Raw genomic sequence first — 22,486 nt, forward strand, 5'->3', positions numbered from 1 at the left:
TCCCCGCGATCCCCGCGATCGCCGCGATCCCCTGAGCTTTCGGGGGTGAGCGCCTGATCAGGACCTGCCCCGGTCCTCCAGGTAGGTCGTATGCGTCTGCTGACGGCGGGCCTCCGCTTCCCGGAGGCCCGCCGTCACGCGTTCCGCCTCGTCGAGCAGGGCGGACAGCTGCCGCTCCAAGTGGCGCTCCGGAGACTCCCCGCCCGGGGTGAGCCGGTTCCACCAGCGGGTGCGGTGGTAGGAGTCCACGCACTCGGGGACGTCCAGCCGGACCGCCCGGGACAGCGCGTGCACCGCCTCCGGCTCCGTGGCCAGTACCTCCGCCACCCAGCCGGGATCCAGAAGCGCCTCGTACAGCTCCAGCAGCTCAGCCAGCCTCCCCCCGGCCGCCGGAGGCAGCTCCACCTCCGCGACGTACTCCCGCAGGCGCGCGAAGTCGGCTCGCAGGACCTCCAGTTGCGCGGCCGGCGGCGGGAAGGACGGCAGCGCGACGCGCTCCGGCGGGGCCAGCAGCGCCCCCGCGCCGTACAGGGCCACGGCCACGAGCGGCCCGTAGCCGCCCGCCAGGCCGGCCAGGGCCAGACCCACCCCGGCCAGCCCGCACGCGCAGCCGGCCAGGTTCTTCCCCGACTCCAGGTAGGCCAGCACCCGCTTCCCGCTACTGGTAGCCACGGATCTCCTCGAAGGCGCCGTCCAGCGAGCCGCTGCCGCCGGTCGCGTCGAAGAGCCGGCCGCCCGTCAGTTCGCTGATGTGCGTGAGTTCCCTGCGGTCCGAGTCGCCGAACAGCACCGCGAAGACCGGGGTGTGCTTCTGCCCGTCCGGCAGCCCGGCGTAGAAGGAGTCGAAGTCCTGCACCTTGTCCCCGCTCTGCCCGTCGGTCATCAGTACGATCGAGGTGAACGCGTCGGCGTTGCCCTTCCCCAGGTGCTGGTACGCCGCCTTGAGGCTGCCGTACACGGCCGTGCCGCCCTCCGGTTCGAGCGCGTCCACGTCCTTGCGGATCGCGTCCAGCGCCGGCCCCGGATCGCCCGGCTCCACGACGTGGGTGAGCACCTTCTTCACCTTGTCGCCGAACGGCAGCAGCGTCACCTCCTCGCGGTCCCGGAACCGCCGGCCCGGGCCGGAACTCCCCGTGCCCGTCAGGTCGGTGAGCGCCGACTTCAACCGTCCGATGCGGTTCTCGTCCTCCATGGAGCCCGAGGTGTCCAGTACGTACACCGTCCGCGAGGGCCGGCGCAGTTCGTTCTCGTACGAGGCCAGCAGCCCGTCGGCGACCGCCCGCGAGCCGGGGAAGGGCAGCTCGCGCCGCTTGTCCTCGCCCAGCCCGGCGGCCGGGGCCACTCCCGGGGTCACCGGGCGCCGGAAGGTCTTCTCGGTGATCGCCTTCTGCGCGTCCGCGCCCCGCAGGTACTCCGTCAGGGCCCGGCCCGCGTCCCGCGCCCCGACCGGCGCCGAGGCCAGCAGGGTCAGCGGGTAGTGCGCCGTGACCACCCCGTCGCGCGGCCGGATCACCGTCAGCGGCTCCTTGGCCGTGCTGTTCATCGACAGCAGCACCGACTCGTAGTTGACCACCGCGTCGACGTCGCCGCGCCGCGCGTACGCCGTGGCCAGCCAGCCCGAGGAGCCCGAGGTCAGCTTCTGCCCGGCGAAGAACTCCTTGAGCTTCGGCCGGGCCGTCGCCACGTCCGCCTCCGTCAGCGCAGCCTGCGCGCCCGACAGCCCCGACGCCACCGAGACCAGCGCGGAGAAACCGGAGTTGGAACGTACCGGGTCGGTCATCCCGTAGGTGAGCTTCCCGGCGGCGACCGCCTCGTGCACCGCCGACCAGGTCACCTCGTCGGGCTTCCAGCCCAGCCGGGCCACCGCCTGCGGCTTCACCCCGATCGCGACGGGCGAGGACATCACGGGTGTCTCGCTGCTCAGCTTCCCGGCCGCCTCGGGCCGCAGCCGCAGGTAGTCGTCGGAGGACAGCCAGATCGCGTCGAACCTGCCGTCCGCCTTGTCGGAGGCCACCTGCTCGGCCGCGTCCAGCGTGCCCGACCAGGTGAACTCGACGGTCACCCCGGTGGCAGCCTTGGCCGACTTCAACACCGGCTCCATGTCGGCGAGTTCGCTGGAGGCGAGCACCCGTAGCGTGCCCGGCCGGTACACCGGCGGTCCGCTCTTGCCCGGGGGCGTGCCCGGGTCCTGCGACGTACAGGCCGTCGCCGCCGCCAGCGTGGCCAGGGCGAGTACGGACCACAGCGCCCGGCGGATCACTGGGCCCCTCCTTCGAGGACGCCCGCGGTGCGGGTGCGCGCCAGGTACGCCGAGGCGCTCTGCAACTCACCCGTCAAGGACTCCACGGTCGCGGCCATGGACTCGGTCGCCTGCACCTTGAACGTGTCGATCGCGTCCAGCGTCTGGTAGATCTGCGCGAAGGCCGCGCGCAGCGTCTCCGCGCCCACGGCCGGGTCCGCCGCGATCCGCTGGACGTCCCCGCTCTGTGTGGCCAGCATCCGGGCGTTGCCCCGGATCAGGTCCTCGGTGGTGCCGCGCAGGCTGTCGACCTGTTCGGTGACCTTGCGCTGGTTCTCCAGCGCCGAGGCCAGCATCACCGCGATGCGCAGCGCCGACACCGTGGTGGTCGCCGCCCGCTCCACGCCCTTGATGAGCTCGTCGTTGTTGCGCCGCACCACGTCCATCGCCAGGTAGCCCTGCGCGCAGACGGCCAGCTGGGTCAGCAGGTCCTGGTGCTTCTGCCGTACGGGGAACAGCACGTCGGCGCGTATCGCGTCCGCCCGGGCCGGGTCGTCACCCTCGGCCTCGGCGATCCGCTGCTCCACGGCCGCGTCCAGGGCCTCGGTGAGCACCGCGTACTCCTGGAGCCTGCCCATGGTCTCCCACAGGCGTGCCCGTTCCGTGTGCAGGGCCGCGTTGTCCCGGCGGAGCTCGTCCTGGCCGCCGCGCAGCGCACCGACGATCCGGTCGAGGGTGGCCCGTGAGGAGGCGTACGTGGCCACGTGGTCGCGGAGACGGGCCGCGCCGGGCAGCTTCGCGAGGAGCCCGCGCACCCCCTTGGCGGGCGCCTCCCGCGGGTCGAGGTCCTCCACGGTGCGGCGCAGTTCCACGAGCGAGCCCGCCACCCGGGTCTGGGCGTCGCCGCCGCCGTCGGAGCCGAGTGAGCGTACGGCCCGCTCCAGCATCCGGTTGGACTGCTGGGCGGCGGTGCGGATGTCGGCGCTGCCGAGCCGGCCGATCTCCTCGACGCGCCGGGCGAACTCGGGCGAGCGGGTGTCGACCCCGGCGAGCGAGCCGACGTACTCCCCGGCCCGGCGGGCCATTTCGGCGCGGACCTCGTCCCGCAGCGGCACCAGGCCGGCGGCCTGCTCGCGCCGGACGGGCTCGACGGGTCCGGGTGCGCTGAGGACGAGCGGGACGCCGCCTGTCGCGTCGTCCTCGGGCGGTGTCGGGTTCATACGGGTTCCCCCTGGTGCTTCTCGCCCTTGGCGCGCGCGGCCAGCGCCATCAGGATCTTCACGGTGGGTGCGCCGACCTGGCGGATGCCGGTCAGGCCCGGGTTGAGGTACGCGGCGTGCGGGGCGGTGGCGGCGGTGAACTCGGCCACGCCCTCCTGCGGGCGGAACCCGTGCCGGACGGCCAGCGCGCGCAGCTTCGGGTCGCTGGTCAGGAGCGGCCCGAGGTCCTTGGCCTTGTCGCTGATCGGCACGAAGGTGTGCGGGGAGTTGACGGTGGTGTCCGGGTAGAGCACCACCATCGAGTCGATTTCGGCGCCGCCCTGCTTCTGGAGCAACAGCGAGGCCACCTGGGCCTCGTACACCAGGATCAGCGGCTCGCCGCTGCCGCTGACGAAGGCCCGGAACGGGTCGTCGGTGCTGGGCTCCAGCGCCCCTTGGACGGAGATCAGTTTGCGCATCAGGGGCGCGGTCCGCTCGATCCCCGCGTCGTCGGCGACGACGCTCTGGTTGTTGGCCACGTTGGAGGTCGCGGCGAGGAACAGCGCGCCCGAGTTGGAGGTGGCGGGGTCGGTGGTCTTGATGAACACCGTGCCCGTCAACTCCGGGTAGGGTCCGCTGCCCTGGAGCTGCTGCCAGGTGCGGTCCTCGGCGGCGGCCTTGAGGTAGGGGCCCATGAGGAGGGTGCCGGAGTTCTTGCCGGTCATCTTCGCCAGGCCGTTGTCGGCCAGCACCTTCGCGGCGCCCGGGCGGGCGAGTACGACGAGCGGCGAGAAGAACGGCCTGGCCGTCTGGGCGCCTTTCAGCCCGGCCGAGGCCTCCATCTCCTGGGCGGGTTCACTGCTGCTGGGGAAGGCGAAGTCGAACTCCTTGAGGGCGAGCCGGTTCATCGCCCAGGAGCCCGAGGTCTCCGTCTTCACGGTGTAGCCCTTGTCCGCGAGGGCCTTGATGACGTCGGGGTCCCGGAAGAAGTCGGACTTCTCCGAGCCGATGACGCCGCGCACGGTCTTCGTTGCCGTGGTGTCCGGCTTGAGGCCCCCGACGACGACGGCGGCAACGCCGCCGATCAGGAGGACCGCCAGAGCGATTCCGAGGATGCGTCTCACGGGTGCAGGCTGCTCGCGGAAACCCACATTCCGCGACCGGTCGGGTGAACTCCGGGTGGCCGGGCGGTCCCACTTCGAAATGCTGTGTGGGCACGCGGGTGCTGGTGGGCCGGGCGGGCGCCGGGGAGGATCGGGCCATGGGCGTGAGCGCGTTGAAGTGGCAGGGCTGGCTGGTCGGCCTGGTGGTGCTGGCCGGGCTCCTGGTGTTCGCCCCGCTGGGGCTGTACGTGTGGGCCAGCGGGGGCGGCGCCGGCGGCGGGGCCCGTGCCGCGGCCGCGCCGCCGCCGGACGTACGGATCGCCGAGTGCCGCATCGATCCGCCGAGCCGGCGGGTGGTGGCGGTGGTCGAGGGCCGCGGCGAGGGCTCGTACGTGGTCACGGTCGAGTTCCGCGACAGCCCGCCCCCCGCCCCCGGCGCCCGCACCGCCCGCGCCCTGGCCGCCCTCCCGGGCCTCACCCCGGACGCCCCGTCCCGCACGGAGGCCATCGGCCCGGTCTGGCCCCCGTTGACCGCGCCGTGGTGCGGGGTGGTGGGGGTGGGCCGGGAGTAAAGGGTGGCGGACTCCCGGGTGCGGGGGCCCCGTCCGTCGTCCGGGCGCACTCGATCGCCGAACGGTGCTCGGAACCGCGTGGTGCAATTGCTATCGTCACGGAGGTCTATCGCTCAGGGGGAATCGTGCAGGATCCGTCGCACCACTCGGCGCAATATCCGGCGCCGCCGCCGTACTTGCCGTCGGCCGCGGCGGCGCCCGTATCCACGGGCCGTTCCCACGCCAAGCTCTGGGCGGCCGGAGCCGCCGTGGTGAGCGCCATCGCCGGTGTGGCGAGCGCCATCGCCGCCTTCTCCAACGGCTCGCCCCCGCCCGCGCCCACGGCGGTACCGCCGGCTTCGTCGGTGACCGCCCAAAGCCAGCCACCGGCGGGCGGCACCGCCTCGTCGGCCGCGGGGTCGTCGTCGGCGGGGTCGTCGTCGGCCGGTTCCGTCCGGTGGACGGGCAAGGTGGTCCTCGGGCTGGAAGGCATCGACCTCAGCTCGGTCCCGCCGCGCACCGGTACGTCCGGCTTCGGCATCCGCCCCGCGGCCGGGCGCGCCGGCGAGAGCTCGATGGAGGTCAAGGGCACCGTCGCCCTGTGGACCAACTCCGAGGCCCCCACCGCCCAGGGCTGCAAGGACCTGCTGGCGACCCAGTCGCGCTCGGCAGTCACGGTGGCCGAAGGGGACAGCGTGTGCCTGGTCAACGAGAAGTCCCCGATCGGCGTCCTCAAGGTCACCGCCACCCGCTACAACGAAGGCTCGTACGGCCTGATCGAAGGCGAACTCACCACCTGGAACCTGCGCGTCCCCAACTGATCAGCCGAGGGACTTCTCGACGGCCTCGAAGATGTCGGCGTCAGTTTCCTGCTGCCAGGACGGCAGGTCCGCCCAGTCCGCCACGTAGGCGGGCTTCGGATCCTCGAAGTGTTTGAACATCTGGGCGGTCCAGCAGATGGCGACGAAGCGGCTCTTCTGTTCCCGGGAGAGCCGCGACGTGGTGGCGTCACTGATCTCGATGAACTGGCGAACCTGCGTGTACACGGCCCCTGCGGCCTCGCGTTCCCACTGCGGTGTCCGGTCCCACGGGGTTACGTAGCCGGCCTTCGGCTCGCCGGGGAAGTGGTGGTGCACCCCCTCGATCCAGGCTTTCCGGAACAGTCGTGCGCCTTCGGTCTGCGTCATGCCAACCCCTCTCGTCACGGTGTCCGCAGCGCGGAGATCTCCGCGCCCAGCCCGGCAACACGCTGATCCCGGTTCAGGGGGCCGAACTGATCGCAGAGGCTTCGGAGTCTACGGGCGACGTACCCTGACGAAGAGGCGTGGGCCAGGTCCAGCGCTTCGCGCGCGTACGTCACCACCTGTTCGGGATCCCGGCGCTTGGCCCCGATCACGGCCAGGTCGGCCAGTACCGCGCCTCTTCTGCGATACGAGTGGCCGGAAGCGAGCGCGCTCTGACCCAACGCCCGTTTGAGGGTCTCTTCCGCCAGGTCGAAACGGCCGAGCTGTACGTATCGCGCACCGCGCTCCTCGGCCAGCCGCGTGCCGTCGAAACGGAGCCACCCGCCATTCGAGCTGTTGTCAGCGAGGTGCTGAACTTCCTCGGCCCGGGCAAGGGCCTCCTCGCACCCGGCCAGGTCGCCCGCGCCGGCGTGCGCCTGCGCCTGAACCGACGCCACCCAGTGCCGCGTCGACAGGATGCCGTCGCCGCGGACGGCGACGCGTTCCGCCGCACGCAGGACCTCTGCCGCCTCGCGGTACCCGTGCTCTGACATGGCGACGTAGGCGTGACGTACGAGCGCACACGCCCACAGGTCGTACGCTCCGGCCTCCTTGCTCACGGAGGCCGCGAGGGCGTACGACGCGGCCGCGTCCGAGTACCGGTTGGAGTCGAAGGCCACTTCGCCGGCCAGCTGGAAGAGGTCGGCCGCCGCGTGGAGGAGAGGCGTGGAATTGCTGCCGTGGGTTGCGGACAGGGCCTTGTTCAGCGTCGCCAGTTGATCGCGAACGACGGGAAAGAGCGTCCCCTTGGATCGGGCGAGGTGGTACACCTGCCACAGGTGGCCGTTCATCCGGGCGAAGTCTGCCGGGTTGCCCCTGTGCACACCGTCCGTCAGGGCCTGTGCCTCGTCGAACGGAAGGGCGGTCAGTACGCCGCTGACAGTGAGTATCCGGAGGAATTCACGGCGGATCATCTCGTCGGGGTCTCCCGCGCTCGGGTGGTCACTGGACGTGCGCCGTACGGCCTCCCGCTCTGTGGTTCGTGACGGTGGCAGGAGGGCTTCCAGCTCTTGCAGGCTGATTTCCAGGGTGTCGGCCAAAGCCGGCCGCTGAGACGGCTGCGGTGAGATCTTGCCGCTCTCCCAGCGTCCGACCGTTGTGCGGTCCACGCCAAGCAACTCGGCCAATTTCTCCTGACTGTAACCCAGGGTCTTGCGCCGTTCGGCCAGTCCCATACGACCTCTTCTTGTGCTTCTGACCGTCTCAGGTTCCGTGCACCGATCTGCGTCAATGCTGCCGCACGTTTGCCGTGGAGGTCTTCGACTCCCACCGCTTTCCTGGATGTTGTGGCAAACGACGTGGCCACCGGATTACGGAAGGGGGCGGACATGGCAACGCCCGACGTCGATCGAAGTCACGGACCGGATGTGGTCTCTAGCTTCGACGAACCCTTGCCCGGGGTGAGGGCCATGGTTGAGCCCGGCACTGAGCTCTTGGACCGTGCGCTCGCCGGCTGGCAGCGCTTCCTCACCACCTTCGAGGGGGCGTCCGGTGAGTGACTGTTACGCATACGTGCCGCACCGACTCCTACGTCGTCGCGTGCGCGACATCGCCTCCGGAGCAGAGGGGGAGCTGATGGCCGTGATCAACGAGAACGTCTCGGATTCCGTCGCCCACGCGCACTGGGTGGAACTGGCGTACATCCGCGGTGTATCCGGCCGTGAGTTCACCACCGCTGTCGGCAACATCGAGGCGGTGATCCAGCCCGTGCGGTGCTCGTCCGGCCAGGTCCGGGAGAACCAGGACGGTCCCTGAGACGGGCGCGAGACGGAGGGGTTCGTGGCGCCCGGTCCGGAGCCTTGGCGGCCCCGGACCGGGGCCGTCAGAGGGCGCCGGCCCGGTCCGGGGACTCCAGGGCGGCGGCGTGGGCGTCCATGCGCTCGGCGGCGAGGATCGCGACGGTGGTGTCGGCCCGGGAGGCGGCGACGAGCAGCGCCCGGCCGGCGAGGTCGTGGGCCCGGCGGTGCAGTTCGGCCGTGTCCGACGGCTGCCCGTGGGCCGCTCGTGCGGGCCGGGCCCCGCGCAGCCGCGTGACCTGGTCGGCGATGCGGGCGGCGGCGTCGCCGAGCCCGAGCTCGTCGGTGACGGCGAGCAGCGCCGCGAGGTGCCCGGCGAGCTGGATGTCCAGGGCTTCGCCGCGGCTGCGGTGCGGGTAGTCGGTGCGGCTGCCGGCCATGCGGTGGACGACCGACTTGGTGCGGATCGGCTCGTACATGAGGAGGCCTCCTGCGGGGTCAGGAGACCATCCTACATTGGATCGGTTCTAAAGTTGTGCTCGATCCGGCGAGACTCGAGTCTCCAGCGAGTCAGGAGCGACGCCGGAGCTGCCCCCGGGAGCTCACGGCTGGGCGTAGCCGTCGAGGAAGTTGCCGATCCGGGTGACCGCGTCCGCCAGGTCCTTGGCGTTCGGCAGCGTGACGATCCGGAAGTGGTCGGGCTCGGGCCAGTTGAAGCCCGTGCCGTGCACGACCATGATCTTCTCGGCCCGCAGCAGGTCGAGGACCATCTGCCGGTCGTCCTTGATCTTGTAGACCGCCGGGTCCAGCTTCGGGAACAGGTACAGCGCGCCCTTGGGCTTGACGCAGCTGATGCCGGGGATCTGCGTCAGCAGGTCGTAGGCCGTGTCCCGCTGCTCGCGCAGCCGTCCGCCGGGCAGGACGAGGTCGTTGATCGACTGCCGGCCGCCGAGCGCGGTGGCGACGGCGTGCTGCGACGGCATGTTGGCGCACAGCCGCATGTTCGCCAGGATCGTCAGACCCTCGATGTACGAAGACGCGTGCTTCTTGGGGCCGCAGACCGCCATCCAGCCGGCCCGGTAGCCGGCGACGCGGTAGTTCTTCGAGAGCCCGTTGAAGGTCAGGGTCAGCACGTCCGGCGCGATCGCGGCGGTGTTGGTGTGGGTGGCCCCGTCGAACAGGATCCGGTCGTAGATCTCGTCCGAGCACACGACCAGGTTGTGGCGGCGCGCGATGTCGGTGAGGCCGCGCAGCATCTCGTCGTCGTAGACGGCGCCGGTCGGGTTGTTCGGGTTGATGATCACCAGGGCGCGGGTGCGGTCGGTGATCTTGCGCTCGATGTCGGCGAGGTCCGGCATCCAGTCGGACTGCTCGTCGCACCGGTAGTGCACGGCCGTGCCGCCGGCGAGGCTGACCGAGGCCGTCCACAGCGGGTAGTCCGGAGCCGGGACCAGCACCTCGTCCCCGTCGTCCAGCAGGGCCTGCATGGACATCTGGATCAGCTCGGAGACGCCGTTGCCGAGGTAGACGTCCTCGACGTCCAGCTCGATGCCCTTGGTCTGGTAGTGCTGCATGACCGCGCGCCGCGCGGAGAGCAGCCCCTTCGCGTCCCCGTAGCCGTGGGCGTTGCCGAGGTTGCGGAGCATGTCCTCGAGGATCTCCGGCGGGCACTCGAAGCCGAAGGCCGCGGGGTTGCCGGTGTTCAGCTTGAGGATGCGATGACCTGCCGCTTCGAGCCGCATAGCCTCTTCGAGGACGGGTCCGCGGATCTCGTAGCAGACATTGGCGAGTTTCGTTGACTGGATCACCTGCATGACGGGAGCTTACGGCCCCCTCGGCGCCCGCGCCGCTTTATTCGGGGACCGCCCGTCGGGCTGCTTTGCCCCGTTTCGCGAGATGCGGAGGCCAAGCCACGCCCCCTCCTTGGAAACCCTGGCGCACCCCCCGCTCCACCCTGCGGAACCCCCGCCCCCCAAAATCGCCCGCCGCCCCGGTGTTGTGCGGATCACCCCACGGTGTACCGGGCCTGGGTGAAGCCCGCCCCCAGGGCCCTGACGTCTTGCAGGGTGAGTTCCACGTCCTGATCCAGCTCCCCGAAGAGCGGCAGGCCCGACCCGAGGAGGACCGGAGCGGTGGTGAGGACCAGCTCGTCCAGCAGCCCTGCGCGCAGGAACGTGCGGACCATCCGGCCGCCGTCCACGTAGACGCTCTTCGCGCCCTGCTCCGTCAGGCCCGCCAGCAGCTCCTCCAGCGAGCGGTACACCGTCACGCGCGGGTCGTCCGCGCTCAAGGTGGTGCTGAGGACGGCCACGCGCTTGCCCTCGTACGGCCAGAACCCGAAGGTGAGGACCTTCTCGTAAGTGTTGCGGCCCATGGCGAGGGTGTCGATCCCGGCCATGAACTCCTCGTAGCCGGTGTCCCCGGCCGCCTCGCCGCGGGTCGTCAGCCACTCGATGTCGCCGTCGGGCCGGGCGATGAACCCGTCGAGACTGACGCCGATCGTCACGGCGGTACGGAAGGTGCGGTCGAAGCTCATGCGGGGTCCCTTCGATGGGCGGCGCCCGTGCGGTACGGGGCCGGTTCGGCGGCGCCCGTGCGGTACGGGGCCAGGACGGCGGCGAGGGCGGCGCGCTGGCGCTGGGCGAGGCCGCCCTCGTGGTCGACGGCCCAGAGCAGCCCGGCTCCGGTGACGGCCGCCTGAACGGTTTCGGTGAGTGCGGTGATGTCGGTGCCCGGGCGGAGTTCGCCCGCGTCCGCCGCCCGTCCGAGCAGGGCGTGGCAGGCTCCGCGGTGGGCCTCCTGCGAGGCGAGCGCCAGGTGCCGGAACTCCGGGTCGGTGAGGTCGGAGCACAGGAACGCGAGATGGTTCGCGTACGAGGCCGGCGTGGCCATCGGGCTCCAGGTCGAGGTGATCAGTTCGGCCAGCGCGTCGAGCGCCGGGCGGTGCTCCCGGCAGACCCGTTCCCGGAGCTCCTCGAACTCCGCCCCGCCGCGCGCCGCCAGTGCGAGCAGCAGTCCGCGCTTGGACCCGAACCGTTGCACGAGCGTCCCGGCCACCAGTCCGGCCTCCCGCGCCACGGCGGCCAGCGTGAGCCCGGCCGGTCCGGTCCTGCCCATCACCTCGACGGCCGCCCGCAGGACCGTGGCGTCGTCGACGCTCCGGGGTCGTCCGGCCATGTCGGCACCTCCCGCGCCCATTAGTAAATGGCTGTTCATTTATTAAAGCAGGCAGCACGGGCCTCCGGAAGGGTGATCGCTGGAGGCGCCCGCAGCGGGCCGCCGCGCGGCAGGTGTCTGCGGGAGCGGCGTCGCCGAGGTGGACGGCCGTGCCGTCGGAGCCGATGCGGTACCGCTTGCCGGGCGGGACCAGGTGGCGCGGCACGCCCCCGGGCTGCATCAGGATCCACCGGCCGTGCACCGTGCGGTGCCACAGGGCGGCGTCACCGCAGTCCCGGCACGTGGCCGGGCGGCCCTCGCGCCCGTCGGGCCTGCCGATCGCCGCCAGGGCGCCGGCCAGTACGTCGCCCACCACGATCGGCGTGCGCGGATCATCGCGCAACGGGGTCCCACCTCCGTGCCGTTGGTAGCACGGCACGCAGGCGCGCAACCGCCGTACGGGGGACCGGTCACCCCTACGGGTGAGCGAGCCGGTCCAGGATCACCAGCGGGACCTCGCCGGGCGCCGCGGCCGCCTGGTGGTCCTCGTACGCGGGCCAGAGCGCGGTCAACGCCTCCCAGTACGTCTCCCGCTCCACCGCGTCCGCCGTGCGGGCCGCCGCCTGGAAGGAGAGGGCGCCGACCTGGAGCCGCACCTCGGGGTGGGCCGTGAGGTGCGCGTACCACTGCGGGGCCGGGGCGCCGGGGACCGGGCCGGCGGCCACGACGAGGTGGCGACCGCCGTCGCGCGCGTAGACCAGCGGAGTGCGCACGGTGCGGTGCCGTGCGCGGTCGACCGTGGTGAGCAGGAGGGTCGGGACCCCGTGCCAGAGATGGCCGTCGAGACCCCCCGAACCGGTATAGGCCCGCACGTGGTCGAGGACGCGGCCCGGCTCCGGGTCGGCGGGATGGTCCCAGTCGATGGTGACGGTCTGCGTCATGGCGACGGTCTGCAACACGGCGTCCTCCGGCTTCGGCCCCCCGAGGTCCCCGGGCGGCCTAACGACGGCGGGCGCCCCTGGTTTCGCGTGCGCGCTGCGCGAGAGCGCCGCTCCCGGTCCGGCCGGCGGGCGCGGACCGGGAGCGGCGTCGTGGACCTGCCCCGGTGCCTACGGCAGGTAGCGTTCGATGACCGACGGCCCCTCGCGCTCGATCATCTTCCGGGCCTTCTCGACCCGCTCCGGAGTCGGGTCGGCGCCCGTCGCCATGACGAGGTCCTCGGGGTCGTAAGGCCGCTCGCCGCCGGTCCACAGCTTGGACGGGCGGTCCGCGTGCTGGGGCTGCTGGTCCGATTCACGTTCCATCGCGTACCTCCTCGGGGGTGTCCCCGTTCCCCATCATCCTCCGGCGCACACGCCATGAACGCACGTCGACCGACAAACTTCCGGAAACCCCGGCAAACCGCAGCAAACCGCGCTCAGTGCACCACCAGCGTCAGCACCACACCCAGCGCGAACAGCGACCCGCAGACGGCCAGATTGACGCCCTTGTGCTCCATGAACACCGCCGCGAACTCGCGGATCGTCGCGCTCGGCCAGAAGTAGGCGGCCGTCGGAGCCCCCAGCACCTGCCCGTCGACCCCGGCCTTGCGGGCCATCATGGCCGCCCGGAAGGCGTGGAAGTTGTTGGTCACGACCACGCACCGGTACCCCGGTGTCCCCTCCGCCATGATGGCCGCGCTGAGGGAGAGGTTCTCCTCCGTCGTACGGGAGCGGTCCTCCAGGCGGATGTGCTCCTCCGGGACGCCCTCCGCGATCAGCCAGTCCGCCATGGCGCGCGCCTCGGCGACCTTCTCGTCCGAGCCCTTCCCGCCCGACGGCAGCAGCACCGGCGTCCGGCCGCCCCGGGCGCGCTGGGCCTCGTAGATCTGCTTGCCCTTGCGCAGCCGGGAGGCCAGCAGGGGCGGCACCCGGTCGCCGCACACCAGGCCGGAGCCGAGCATCACGACGTAGTCGACGTCGCCGCGCACCTTGAGCCGCCCGTAGAGGTAGGCGTACGCGAGGAAGCACAGGAAGAGGAACGAGACGTAGGCCGCGATCATGACCACCATCGCGGTCATCCCGGCCAGCTTGCCCGAGCCGCTCAGTACCGTGACGAGTGCCAGCGCGAGCACCCCGAAGATCGCGAGGCCGGCCAGCAGCGACAGCAGGTTGCCGAGACTGCGGCCCTCCTTGCGCACCATCGTCACGCCGTTGGCGATCAGGAAGCAGGCGAGCGCCACCACCCCGAGGGCCGGCAGCAGGAGCACGGCGAGCACCAGCGGTGCCGCGAGGGCCGGCGGCAGCTGCGATATCCGCGACAGCAGCCCGAGCGCCAGGCTGATGAACGTGAGCCCCAGCAGGACCGCGTTGCGAAAGCGCCGGCGGTCCTCGCGCACGCTCAGGCAGAGGAAGACGAACAGCACCGCGGCGGGGACAAAAGCGATCATGGCGGTCATCGTAGGCGTCCCGCGTGAACGGTCCCCGGCCGAGGGCGGCCGGGCCTGGTGGCTGCGGTCCTTACGACGGTGTCCTGCGGACCGCGCGCCCGGCCAGGACGTCCGTCCTGCGCCCGTCGCGCATCACGAAACGGCCGTCGATCAGGACGTGGGGGATACCCGTGGGCAGCGCCCGCGGGTTCTCGTACGTCGACCCCGCGGCCACCGTGTCCGCGTCGAAGAGCACCAGGTCGGCGCGGTGTCCCGGGTGGATCAGCCCCCGGTCGGGCAGGCGCAGCCGGGCCGCCGGACGGCCCGCGAGGTGTGCCACGCACTCCTCCAGCGACAGCACGCCCAGCTCGCGCACGTACCGGCCGAGGTAGTGGGGGAACGTGCCGTACGCCCTCGGGTGGGGCTTCGCGCCTTGGAGGATTCCGTCGGAACCGCCGGTGTGCGCGGGGTGGCGCATGATCGCCCGGACGTTCTCCTCGTGGCCCACGTGCTGGAGGACGGTGGAGCGGAGCCGGTCCCCGAGCAGCAGCCGCCGCGCCTGCTCCCAGTCCCGGAGGCGGGTGCCGACGTACCCGCCGAAGGCGGGGTCCACGACCCCGGACACCTCGACCGCCGACCAGTCCACCGGCACACCGTGGCAGCCGTCGGAGCCGTCGACCTCCAGCGCGTACCGGATCCGCCCGGCCTCGGCGTCGTCCCGGAGCCGGGCGAGCACGGCTTCGGGGCCACCCGCGCCCGCCCAGCTCGGCAGCAGGGCGACGAGGGTGGTGCAGCCGGGGGTGTACGGGTAGCTGTCGAGGGTGAGGTCGCAGCCCTCGGCCAGCGCCCGGTCGAGGAGGGCGAGCAGTTCGCCCGCCCGGCCCCGGTTCTCGGGGAAGTTCATGGTGGCGTGCGCGAGGTGCAGGGCGCAGCCCGCCTCGCGGGCCAGGGCGATCATCTCGGCGTAGGCGGCCAGGGCGCCGCGCCCGTACGAGCGGTGGTGGGGGCAGTAGTAGCCGCCGTACCGGGCCACCACCCGGCACAGCTCGGTCAGTTCGGCGCCGTCGGCGTACATGCCGGGTGTGTAGGTGAGCCCGGAGGACATGCCGACGGCCCCTTCGGCCAGGCCCTCGGCGACGAGCGTGCGCATCCGGTCCAGCTCGGCGGGGGTGGCCGGGCGGTCGTCCCAGCCGACCGCGTAGGCGCGGACGGTGCCCTGCGGGACGAGGTAGGCGGCGTTGACCGCGATGCCGGTGGAGTCGAGCCGGTCCAGGTACCCGCCGACGGTGCGCCAGCCGAAGTCGGCGTCGTCCCCGGGGCCGTTCCAGCCCGCGATCGCCGCCCGGACCCCGGCGAGGGTGCGGTCGTCGGCGGGCGCGTAGGACAGGCCGTCCTGGCCGAGGACCTCCAGGGTCACGCCCTGGGCGGCCTTCGCGCTGTGGTCCGGATCGCGCAGCAGGGCGAGGTCGCTGTGGGCGTGCATGTCCACGAAGCCGGGGGCCAGCACCAGGTCGTGCGCGTCCAGGGTGCGCCGGCCGCCCGCCCGGATCCGGCCGATCGCCTCGATCCGGCCCTCGTGGACGGCGACGTCCGCGGCGTACGAGGGGCCGCCCGTGCCGTCCACGACGCGGGCCCCCCGGATCAGCAGGTCCACCGCGGCGGCTAGAAGAAGGTGCGGACGTAGTCGCCGACCGTGCCGTCCGCCTCGACGACCGGGATCAGCGGCCACTTCTCGAAGATGGTGCAGGGGTGGGACATGCCGAGCGCCACCCAGTCGCCCACCTGGAGGTCGTCGGCCGAGTCGGTCTCCAGCCAGGCGTGCTGGTCGGACAGTTTGACCACCCGGATCCCGGTGGCGGGCCGCTCCTGGCCGTCGAGCGGGTCCCGCACCAGCTCCGCCTCGGGCAGCCCGAGGTCGTACGCGATGTCGCGCTTGCCGGCGTTGACGAAGGCCTGGGTGGGGGAGGGCCGGGAGACGACCTGCGTCCACAGCCGGAACGCGGGGCGCAGGCCGCCCTCCTCGGGGTGGCGGTTGAACGGCGTCAGGCGCGTGTACCAGCCGTGGTCGTGGGAGACGTACGCGCCCGAGCGCAGGAGCCGAAGCGTCGGCCGCGACAGATCCGGCAGCTGCGCGAACACGTCGGCGACGGCGTCGAACCAGGACGAGCCGCCCGCGCTGACGACGATCTCCTCCACGTCGGCACGGAACCGGCCCGCCTTGTCGAACTCGACGGCCAGACCGGTGAGCCGGCGCAGGTAGGCGTCCACGGACTCCGGATCCGCCCCGGGCACCTCCGCCTCGTACCCGGCGACGCCGACCAGGCGCAGCGTGTCGCTCTGCGCGACGGCGTCGGCGACGGCGCGGCAGTCGTCCTCGGTACGGGCGCCCGTGCGGGCACCCTCCCCGGCGCCGAGTTCCACGACGACGTCGACGGTGGCGCCCCGGCCCGCGAGGGCGCGGTCCATCAGGCGGACGCCGCGCACGGAGTCGACGTAGCAGACGAAGCGGAACGCGGGGTCCGCGGCGAGTTCCGCGGCCACCCAGTGCAGGGCGGCGGTGTCGACGAGTTCGTTGGCGAGGAAGATCCGCTGGATGCCGAACGCGCGGTAGACGCGGGCCTGGTGCGGGACGGCGGCCGTGATGCCCCAGGCGCCGCGCTCCAGCTGGCGCCGGAACAGCTGCGGGGCCATGCAGGTCTTGCCGTGCGGGGCGAAGGCCAGGCCGTGGCGCCGGGCGTACGTCTCCAGCGCGGTCAGGTTGTGGGCGAGCGCGTCCGCGTCGAGGGTCAGGACGGGGGTGGTGAAGCCGCCCGTGAACAGGTCGCGGCGTTCGGCGGTGAGCTGACCGACGGTCAGGGCGGAGCGCTCGGCGTCCGGGGGGAGGCCCTTGAAGCGGTGGTCCACCGGTTCGTCGGCGAGCCGTCGGACTGCGTCGCTGCCCATGCGGAATCCTCTCGCGTCACGCTGTGCGCGACGTTCGTTGCAGGTCGTGCCTGTTGCTGTCTAACATCCACGTTGACGACGGGGCAACGGGGGCCGGTTCCCGCTCCGCTACGGCGACGAGCCGTACGAGACCGTACGGGCAAGCCGTACGAGCCGACGAAGGAAGGCGCCCCATGACCGAGAAGACCGCCGTCACGCCCGAGACCCACAACGCCCCGCCCGCGAGGTTCTCGCACGGCGTGCGCAAGGGGAACATCCTCCAGGTCGCGGGCCAGGTCGGCTACCTGCCGCACGTGGAGGGGCAGCCGGCCACCCTCGCCGGTCCGTCGCTGCGCGAGCAGACGCTCCGCACGCTGGAGAACGTCCGCTCCGTACTGGAGGCGGGTAGCGCGAGCTGGGAGGACGCGGTGATGATCCGCGTGTACCTCACCGACACCGGCCACTTCGCCGAGATGAACGACATCTACGACGCGTACTTCGAAGAGCAGGGCATCAAGGAGGCCCCGGCCGCCCGCACCACGGTCTACGTGGGCCTGCCCGCCGGAATGCTCGTCGAGATCGACGCGCTGGCCGTCCTGGGTTAGGCCCGCGCGACGGGCCCGGGCCCGCGTCGCGAAGTGCTCAGGCCTGTGCGAAGGGCGCCCCCCTGGCGGTGGGGCGCCCCCGTCACGCACCGGCTAGACGCAGTACTGCGCCTCCTTGCCGATCGACCGGTACATGCAGTCCGCGTTCTCCAGCAGCTGGAGCACGGCGTCGCGGTTGCGCGCCGTCTCGCGGTCGATCACCTCGTCGGGCGGGTAGAAGCCGCCCCCGCCGCCGGTGTCGCTCGGGTACATCTCGAAGGTGTACGCGAAGATCTTCTGGTTGCCCCACAGCCAGTCGTCGATCGTCCCGTCCGTGATGTACAGGTCGCTCGACTGCTCGGCCGTGTAGCCGTTGCTGGCCGCCATGCCGGTGCCGATCTTCTTGTAGGCGGCGAGGTCGTCGGCGGTCATGCCGGGGGCCGTGTCGTCGTACGTCCACCCGAACGGCCACATCACCAGTTCGCTGTACGTGTGGAAGTCGATGGCGGCCTTGATCTGCTGCTTGCCGCCCACGACGCGGCTGCGGACGAAGTCCGCCACGACCTTCACCTCGGGCGCCGACTCGCCGGCCGTGCCGCGGTAGGTCTCGGAGCTCTTGCTGCCGCTGGAGCCGCCGCAGCAGCCCCACTTGTAGTTCCAGTTCCGGTTCAGGTCCGTGCCGACGTAGGAGGAACCGGAGTTGGGCTGGCGGTTCTTGCGCCACGAGCGGTAGGAGCCGGAGGCGATGTCGTACTCGCCGCCGTCGGGGTTGAGGTCCGGGACGATCCAGATCTCGCGGCTGTTGACCATGTTGGTGACGCGGGCGTCGGAGCCGTACTTGGAGCCGAGCTCCTTGAGCAGGTACAGGGCCATTTCCACGGTCAGGTGTTCACGGGCGTGCTGGTGGTGCGTGAAGAGCACCTCGGGCTCGGCCTCGTCGGTCCCGACGTTGTCGCTGATCTTGATCGCGATGATGTCCCGGCCCTGGTACGACTTCCCGATCACCTGCTTGCTCATGATCGAGGGGTACTGGGCGATGCGCTGGTTGATCTCCGCCGTCGCCTCGGCGTAGTTGTGGTAGTTCGAGTCGGCGGACGGGAAGTCGTTCACCCCCGTGGCCACGCCGCCCAGCGAGCGGTCGGGCGGTCCGGGCAGCGGGGTGATCCGGTAGCCGAGCGCACGCAGGTTCTTGGCCTGGGCGGGGTCCGCGCTGACGACGACGGAACGGGCGTCCACCTCGTCGATCGAGACGCCGGTGCGCAGCAGGGCGGTGCGTTCGGCCGCCGTGGCCGGGCCCTGGACCTCGTACTGGGCGATGGACTCGTCCTGGGTGGCGGTCGAGGGGCTGGGTGGCGGGGCGGCCGTCGCGCTCATCCCGTAGGCGGGTGCGCCGAGGGCCAGGGCCAGGAGGGCCGCCGTGACGGCGGCCCTCCGACGGTTGTGGAGCCGCATGCGTTCTCCTGGGTGGGAGTGTGGGGGTAGCCGTGCGGACGCGCACAGCGTGCTCTCATGGCATGTCCGGGTCAAGAAGCCGAAACCGGCCAAAAAGCGGTCGGGCCGGTCGGTCGCCGGTCACCCCCACACGTACCGCCTACGGGAGCGCGTGGACCTTCGGACCCACCGTGTCGGACCAAGCGCTACCCGCCTTGGCGTCCCAGTTGGTCGACCAGGTCATCGCGCCGCGCAGCCCCGGGTAGGTCTTCGACGGCTTGAAGGACCCGCAGTTCGTGCCGCGCGCGAGGCAGTCCAGGGCGTTGTTCACGATGGCCGGCGAGACGTAGCCGCTGCCCGCGCCGCTGGGCGAGGCGGGGACGCCGAGGCCCACCTGCGAGGGGTCGAGGCCGCCCTCCAGCTGGATGCAGGCGAGGGCCGTGAGGAAGTCCACCGTCCCCTGGGAGTAGACCTTGCCGTCACAGCCGTTCATCGAGCCGCTGTTGTAGTACTGCATGTTGACGACGGTCAGGATGTCCTTGACGTTCAGCGCCGTCTTGAAATAGCCGCCCGCCGTCGACTGCATGTCGATCGTCTGCGGCGCCATCGTCAGCACGAACGACGACCCGGCCTTGGCGGACAGCGAGCGCAGCGCCTGCGTCATGTAGGTCGGGTTGAGGCCGTTCTCCAGGTCGATGTCGATGCCGCTGAAACCGTACTCCTGCATCAGCGCGTACGCCGAGTTCGCCAGGTTGTTCGCGGAGGCGGAGTCGCCCACCGAGATGGTGCCCTTCTCGCCGCCGATCGAGAGGACGACCGACTTCCCGGCCGCCTTCTTCGCCGCGACGTCCGCCTTGAACTGCGCCACCGTGTAACCGCCCAGGCCGGCCGAGTCCAGGGTGAAGGAGATGGCACCCGGCGTGGTCGTGGCGTCGGCGAAGGAGACGGCGATGATGTCGTACTGCGCGGAGACGTCCGAGATCTTCTGGACGGTCGCGCCGTTGTTGAAGTTCTGCCAATAGCCCGTCAGGGCGTGCTTGGGCACCGCAGGATTGGGGTTCGGGTTGCCGCCGCCGGTGGTGGTCCCGGTCACCGCCGCCGACCTCGGACCCTCGCCCGCCGCGTTGTACGCGCTCACCTGGAGCGAGTACGAGGTGGCGGCGGTGAGCCCGGTGAGCTGGACGGGGGAGGCGGCGACGGTACGGACGCGGACGCCGTCCTGATACACGTAATAGCCGCTCGCGCCGCTGACCGCGTTCCACGAAAGGGTGAGGGCGCTCGCGCTCTGACCGGAAACGGCGGGCCCCGAGGGCGCCCCCGGGACGCTCGGACCGGGGTCGGTGCCGCCGCCCCCGTCCGGGCCGAAGACGCTGAATTCGTCCACCGTGTAGGCCGGCTGGCCGTACCAGCCGTGCGTCCAGACGGTGACCTTGGTGGTGTTCGGTCCGGTGGAGAAGGTGGTGGACAGCTTCTGCCAGCCGCCGCCGGAGCCCGGGGTCCAGGTGGACACGTCCTGGGTGCCGGTCCCGGTCGCGCCGAGGTACACGTACGAGCCCTGCACCTGCGCGCTGAGCGTGTACGTGGAATTCGGCTTGACCGTGACGGTCTGGGAGCACTGGGCGCTGTCCTGGCCGGCCGGGGTGGCCCTGAGGGCGCCGCTGCCCGAGAAGACGGGGGAGGTGACGGCGGCGCCGCTGCCGCCCGTGCAGGACCAGTCGGCCAGGCCGGACTCGAAGCCTCCGTTACGGACGACGTTGACGTCGGCGGCTTGTGCCGTACCGGCGGTGACGGCGGTCAGGGCGCCGGCGGCAAGGCTGGCGGCGAGGGGCAGGGCGAGGGAGCGTATGCGGTTCACGAAGGCTCCGGTGGGGGGAGAAGGGGATGTGAACGGGGTGACGGGGGCACGTGGGGGACCCCGGGAGCCAAGTTGGTCCAGACCAATCCCCGTGTCAATAGTCTTGTCAATGTGGCCTGAAATCAGCGCAGTTCCCCCGCTCGTCCGGTCCCTGTTGTCCTGGTTTCCGGTCACCTGTGACATGTGCTCGCGGCACGGGAATCACCAAGGCCCTGCCCCACCGCGGACGACGCGGATATGGTGCTGACGCAGGGGGGAAGTGCGCTGGTCGTGCGCGGTCGCGCCGTTCGTGCGCGGAGGTGGATGCCGCGCGGCGGGCGGGCGAAGACCGCGGTGTACGGGGTGAACGGGGGGATTCGCGTGCCGACCGCCATTGCTGTCACCAGCGCCGACCTGGTGCTGCCGGCCCCCGACCGGCACACCCCGGGCGCCGCCGTCCTGCGCCCGCCCGGGCAGCTCGGCCTCGAAGGGGCGCTCGCCGAGACCACCGCCCTGCTGGAGGCGCACGGCCACCTCGTGGTCGTCGTGCCGTCCTGGCTGCCCGCCGCGACCGTGCGGCGGCTGCACACCGTACGGGCCATCCTGGAAACCGACCGCATGGCGCTCGTCGGGGCCGACCTGCCGCCGCTGGGCGTGGCCCTGCTGGTACGTCAGCTGCGTCAGCTCAGCGTCTGCGAGTTCAGCCCCGGGGTCCTCGCCTCGGCGGCCCGGCTGCTGTCGCACTACATCTACGCGGGCGCCCTGCTGGGCAGCGTCGCCAAACTGGACCGGGTGCCGGTCGGGCTCAAGGCCCACGCCCGGTCCTGGTCACCGGGCGCCCAGTTCGCCGTACTCGCGCACCCCACGCCCCACCTCGCCAGGCTGGCGCCCGTGGCCTCCTCGGGCGCGCACGCGGGCGGCGGCGCCGTACTGCCGCCCGGACCCGGCTTCGTCACGCACCTCACCTTCGCCCGCGGCCAGCTCGCCTCCGACTGGGTGGCGGCCGAACTGGCGCCCGCCTGGCAGGTCGCGGGCGTCATGGAGAACCCGCTGCCCGCCGACTCGGCCGCCTGGTGGGCGACCGCGAAACTCGTCGAGTTCGCCGCCGCGATCCCGGACCCGTCCGTGCTCTACCAGCTCGTCGCCTCGGTCCGCCGCGAGGAGTGCCGCTGGTGCGGAATGGAACTCATCGGCGACCGCTGCGGCTTCTGCTCGGCCCCGCTGACCGCGCCGCCACCGGCGCCGCCGCCCGTCGGCGGGCAGAGCGCCGCACCGTCCAGATCCCGACTCTGACCGGCCCGAACGAACGAAGAACGGCGAGGTAGTACGGCTCATGAACTCACGCCAGCGCCGCGGCGTCATCTTGCTGCTGCTGTCCGTCCTGTGCGCGCTCGCGGCGTTCGCCGGGGTCCTCGTGGTGATCGGCGACGTCAACTCCAAGGTCGGGTCCGAGGTCGTCGCCTACCGCGTGAAGGGGGACATCGCCCCCTACAGCCCCCTCGGCGCCGGCCAGTTCGAGGAGGTCAAGGTCCCCAAGCGGTGGCTGTCCGAGACCGCCGTCACCGACCTCGGCGCACTCAAGGGCAAGATCGCCCTCACCACGCTCAAGAAGGGCTCCCTCCTCCAGCAGGACATGTTCGTCGACAGGCCGCAGCTCCAGCCGGGCGAGCAGGAGATCGCGATCATGATCGACGCCGCGACCGGCGTGGCCGGCAAGATCACCTCCGGCGCCAAGGTCAACATCATCGCCACCTTCAAGGGCGCCAAGGACACCGATCCCTCCCGCTCGGTGATCATCGTCGCCAACGCCCGCGTCCTGAACGTCGGCAAGCTCACCCCCCTGGAGAAGGACAGCGACAAGAAGGGCCCCGCCGAGGCGGTCCCGATCACCTTCGCCCTGAACACCAAGGACACCCAGCGCGTCGCGTACGCCGAGTCGTTCGCCGAGCACGTACGGCTGGCCCTGGTGGCCCCCGGTACCGAGTCGGCTCCCGGCCCGGGCGAGCGCACGTACACCCTCGACGGGGACAAGTGAGGCCCG

24 protein-coding genes and 1 pseudogene are annotated in these 22,486 nt (G+C 71.7%); 6 read left to right on the forward strand and 19 right to left on the reverse strand.

Features of this window, described 5'->3' with window-relative positions; genetic code table 11:
* Positions 1-57: 57 nt before the first annotated feature.
* From IE207_RS07190 to IE207_RS07205, 4 genes are read right to left on the reverse strand one after another with little or no spacing between them, the layout of a single operon-like run.
* On the reverse strand, positions 58-672 hold the full coding sequence (locus IE207_RS07190; protein WP_190183171.1) for a hypothetical protein: 615 nt from the start codon (positions 670-672) through the stop codon (positions 58-60).
* Positions 659-2,257 (reverse strand): extracellular solute-binding protein, encoded by a 1,599-nt coding sequence (locus IE207_RS07195; protein ID WP_373304690.1) that lies wholly within the window; start codon positions 2,255-2,257, stop codon positions 659-661. Before IE207_RS07195 ends, IE207_RS07190 begins: the two co-directional genes overlap by 14 nt.
* Positions 2,257-3,459, reverse strand: coding sequence for a toxic anion resistance protein (locus IE207_RS07200; RefSeq protein ID WP_190183173.1), 1,203 nt, complete (start codon positions 3,457-3,459; stop codon positions 2,257-2,259). The genes IE207_RS07195 and IE207_RS07200 overlap by 1 nt, the downstream gene beginning before the upstream one ends.
* A complete protein-coding gene (locus IE207_RS07205) occupies positions 3,456-4,562 on the reverse strand; it encodes a substrate-binding domain-containing protein (protein ID WP_229873433.1) in 1,107 nt (368 codons plus the stop codon). Before IE207_RS07205 ends, IE207_RS07200 begins: the two co-directional genes overlap by 4 nt.
* A gap of 137 nt (positions 4,563-4,699) precedes the next feature.
* Here IE207_RS07205 and IE207_RS07210 point away from each other — a divergent pair, with 137 nt between their 5' ends.
* Positions 4,700-5,113 (forward strand): hypothetical protein, encoded by a 414-nt coding sequence (locus tag IE207_RS07210; protein WP_190183175.1) that lies wholly within the window; start codon positions 4,700-4,702, stop codon positions 5,111-5,113.
* 106 nt (positions 5,114-5,219) lie between these two features.
* Here IE207_RS07210 and IE207_RS07215 read toward each other — a convergent pair whose 3' ends face one another.
* Positions 5,220-5,561 (reverse strand): hypothetical protein, encoded by a 342-nt coding sequence (locus IE207_RS07215; RefSeq protein WP_190183176.1) that lies wholly within the window; start codon positions 5,559-5,561, stop codon positions 5,220-5,222.
* 1 nt (position 5,562) lies between these two features.
* Here IE207_RS07215 and IE207_RS07220 point away from each other — a divergent pair, with 1 nt between their 5' ends.
* The gene (locus tag IE207_RS07220) at positions 5,563-5,913 is read left to right on the forward strand and encodes a hypothetical protein (RefSeq protein WP_190183177.1); all 351 of its coding nucleotides are present in this window, start codon (positions 5,563-5,565) and stop codon (positions 5,911-5,913) included.
* On the opposite strand, the gene IE207_RS07225 is transcribed toward IE207_RS07220, so the two are convergent.
* Together IE207_RS07225 and IE207_RS07230 are read right to left on the reverse strand one after the other, a co-directional pair.
* Complete coding sequence (locus tag IE207_RS07225) at positions 5,914-6,279, reverse strand: hypothetical protein (RefSeq protein WP_190183178.1); 366 nt, start codon at positions 6,277-6,279, stop codon at positions 5,914-5,916.
* A gap of 14 nt (positions 6,280-6,293) precedes the next feature.
* Positions 6,294-7,550 (reverse strand): helix-turn-helix domain-containing protein, encoded by a 1,257-nt coding sequence (locus tag IE207_RS07230; protein WP_190183179.1) that lies wholly within the window; start codon positions 7,548-7,550, stop codon positions 6,294-6,296.
* 364 nt (positions 7,551-7,914) lie between these two features.
* On the opposite strand from IE207_RS07230, the gene IE207_RS07235 reads away from it, so the two are divergent.
* Complete coding sequence (locus tag IE207_RS07235; RefSeq protein ID WP_308433563.1) at positions 7,915-8,130, forward strand: hypothetical protein; 216 nt, start codon at positions 7,915-7,917, stop codon at positions 8,128-8,130.
* A gap of 67 nt (positions 8,131-8,197) precedes the next feature.
* Here the strand turns inward: IE207_RS07235 and IE207_RS07240 are convergent, their stop codons facing one another.
* The 10 genes and pseudogenes from IE207_RS07240 to IE207_RS07280 form a co-directional block, all read right to left on the reverse strand.
* On the reverse strand, positions 8,198-8,590 hold the full coding sequence (locus IE207_RS07240) for an SCO4983 family protein (RefSeq protein ID WP_190183181.1): 393 nt from the start codon (positions 8,588-8,590) through the stop codon (positions 8,198-8,200).
* A gap of 123 nt (positions 8,591-8,713) precedes the next feature.
* Positions 8,714-9,925 carry a pyridoxal phosphate-dependent aminotransferase gene (locus tag IE207_RS07245; RefSeq protein WP_190183182.1) on the reverse strand — a complete coding sequence of 404 codons (1,212 nt, stop codon included), beginning with the start codon at positions 9,923-9,925 and terminating at the stop codon, positions 8,714-8,716.
* 191 nt (positions 9,926-10,116) lie between these two features.
* On the reverse strand, positions 10,117-10,647 hold the full coding sequence (locus IE207_RS07250; RefSeq protein WP_190183183.1) for a dihydrofolate reductase family protein: 531 nt from the start codon (positions 10,645-10,647) through the stop codon (positions 10,117-10,119).
* Positions 10,644-11,288 (reverse strand): TetR/AcrR family transcriptional regulator, encoded by a 645-nt coding sequence (locus IE207_RS07255; RefSeq protein ID WP_190183184.1) that lies wholly within the window; start codon positions 11,286-11,288, stop codon positions 10,644-10,646. Before IE207_RS07255 ends, IE207_RS07250 begins: the two co-directional genes overlap by 4 nt.
* A gap of 91 nt (positions 11,289-11,379) precedes the next feature.
* Positions 11,380-11,706 (reverse strand): annotated as a pseudogene (locus tag IE207_RS33730) (DUF6083 domain-containing protein); the annotation flags it as partial.
* Between the two features lie 37 nt (positions 11,707-11,743).
* Positions 11,744-12,226: a nitroreductase/quinone reductase family protein gene (locus tag IE207_RS07260; protein WP_229873436.1), complete on the reverse strand. Its 483-nt coding sequence runs from the start codon at positions 12,224-12,226 to the stop codon at positions 11,744-11,746.
* 150 nt (positions 12,227-12,376) lie between these two features.
* Positions 12,377-12,571, reverse strand: a complete 195-nt coding sequence (locus IE207_RS07265) for a hypothetical protein (protein WP_190183185.1) — start codon at positions 12,569-12,571, stop codon at positions 12,377-12,379.
* Positions 12,572-12,684: 113 nt separating this feature from the next.
* Positions 12,685-13,695, reverse strand: a complete 1,011-nt coding sequence (locus IE207_RS07270) for a YdcF family protein (RefSeq protein WP_190183186.1) — start codon at positions 13,693-13,695, stop codon at positions 12,685-12,687.
* Positions 13,696-13,765: 70 nt separating this feature from the next.
* Positions 13,766-15,328, reverse strand: coding sequence for an N-acyl-D-amino-acid deacylase family protein (locus tag IE207_RS07275; RefSeq protein WP_190183187.1), 1,563 nt, complete (start codon positions 15,326-15,328; stop codon positions 13,766-13,768).
* Between the two features lie 8 nt (positions 15,329-15,336).
* A complete protein-coding gene (locus tag IE207_RS07280; protein WP_190183188.1) occupies positions 15,337-16,617 on the reverse strand; it encodes an amino acid deaminase in 1,281 nt (426 codons plus the stop codon).
* Positions 16,618-16,790: 173 nt separating this feature from the next.
* Between IE207_RS07280 and IE207_RS07285 the strand changes: the two genes are divergently transcribed.
* On the forward strand, positions 16,791-17,201 hold the full coding sequence (locus IE207_RS07285) for a RidA family protein (protein ID WP_190183189.1): 411 nt from the start codon (positions 16,791-16,793) through the stop codon (positions 17,199-17,201).
* Between the two features lie 93 nt (positions 17,202-17,294).
* Here IE207_RS07285 and IE207_RS07290 read toward each other — a convergent pair whose 3' ends face one another.
* Positions 17,295-18,632, reverse strand: coding sequence for a M14 family metallopeptidase (locus IE207_RS07290; RefSeq protein WP_190183190.1), 1,338 nt, complete (start codon positions 18,630-18,632; stop codon positions 17,295-17,297).
* Positions 18,633-18,771: 139 nt separating this feature from the next.
* Positions 18,772-20,466 carry a chitinase gene (locus IE207_RS07295; protein WP_190183191.1) on the reverse strand — a complete coding sequence of 565 codons (1,695 nt, stop codon included), beginning with the start codon at positions 20,464-20,466 and terminating at the stop codon, positions 18,772-18,774.
* A gap of 360 nt (positions 20,467-20,826) precedes the next feature.
* Between IE207_RS07295 and IE207_RS07300 the strand changes: the two genes are divergently transcribed.
* Both IE207_RS07300 and cpaB read left to right on the forward strand, forming a co-directional pair.
* Entirely contained in the window at positions 20,827-21,738 is a 912-nt protein-coding gene (locus IE207_RS07300; RefSeq protein ID WP_190183192.1) for a hypothetical protein, read from the forward strand.
* 40 nt (positions 21,739-21,778) lie between these two features.
* A complete protein-coding gene (gene cpaB, locus IE207_RS07305; RefSeq protein ID WP_190183193.1) occupies positions 21,779-22,480 on the forward strand; it encodes a Flp pilus assembly protein CpaB in 702 nt (233 codons plus the stop codon).
* Positions 22,481-22,486 lie beyond the last annotated feature (6 nt).

It is taken from the genome of Streptomyces cirratus, assembly GCF_014650775.1.
Taxonomy (GTDB): domain Bacteria; phylum Actinomycetota; class Actinomycetes; order Streptomycetales; family Streptomycetaceae; genus Streptomyces; species Streptomyces cirratus.

Bases quoted from the DNA above. Each gene is read 5' to 3' on its own strand.
- IE207_RS07200 (WP_190183173.1), bottom strand. From the start codon at position 3,459: ATGAACCCGACACCGCCCGAGGACGACGCGACAGGCGGCGTCCCGCTC.
- IE207_RS07210 (WP_190183175.1), top strand. From the start codon at position 4,700: ATGGGCGTGAGCGCGTTGAAGTGGCAGGGCTGGCTGGTCGGCCTGGTG.
- IE207_RS07225 (WP_190183178.1), bottom strand. From the start codon at position 6,279: ATGACGCAGACCGAAGGCGCACGACTGTTCCGGAAAGCCTGGATCGAG.
- IE207_RS07230 (WP_190183179.1), bottom strand. From the start codon at position 7,550: ATGGGACTGGCCGAACGGCGCAAGACCCTGGGTTACAGTCAGGAGAAA.
- IE207_RS07240 (WP_190183181.1), bottom strand. From the start codon at position 8,590: ATGTACGAGCCGATCCGCACCAAGTCGGTCGTCCACCGCATGGCCGGC.
- IE207_RS07245 (WP_190183182.1), bottom strand. From the start codon at position 9,925: ATGCAGGTGATCCAGTCAACGAAACTCGCCAATGTCTGCTACGAGATC.
- IE207_RS07250 (WP_190183183.1), bottom strand. From the start codon at position 10,647: ATGAGCTTCGACCGCACCTTCCGTACCGCCGTGACGATCGGCGTCAGT.
- IE207_RS07255 (WP_190183184.1), bottom strand. From the start codon at position 11,288: ATGGCCGGACGACCCCGGAGCGTCGACGACGCCACGGTCCTGCGGGCG.
- IE207_RS07265 (WP_190183185.1), bottom strand. From the start codon at position 12,571: ATGGAACGTGAATCGGACCAGCAGCCCCAGCACGCGGACCGCCCGTCC.
- IE207_RS07270 (WP_190183186.1), bottom strand. From the start codon at position 13,695: ATGATCGCTTTTGTCCCCGCCGCGGTGCTGTTCGTCTTCCTCTGCCTG.
- IE207_RS07280 (WP_190183188.1), bottom strand. From the start codon at position 16,617: ATGGGCAGCGACGCAGTCCGACGGCTCGCCGACGAACCGGTGGACCAC.
- IE207_RS07285 (WP_190183189.1), top strand. From the start codon at position 16,791: ATGACCGAGAAGACCGCCGTCACGCCCGAGACCCACAACGCCCCGCCC.
- IE207_RS07290 (WP_190183190.1), bottom strand. From the start codon at position 18,632: ATGCGGCTCCACAACCGTCGGAGGGCCGCCGTCACGGCGGCCCTCCTG.
- cpaB (WP_190183193.1), top strand. From the start codon at position 21,779: ATGAACTCACGCCAGCGCCGCGGCGTCATCTTGCTGCTGCTGTCCGTC.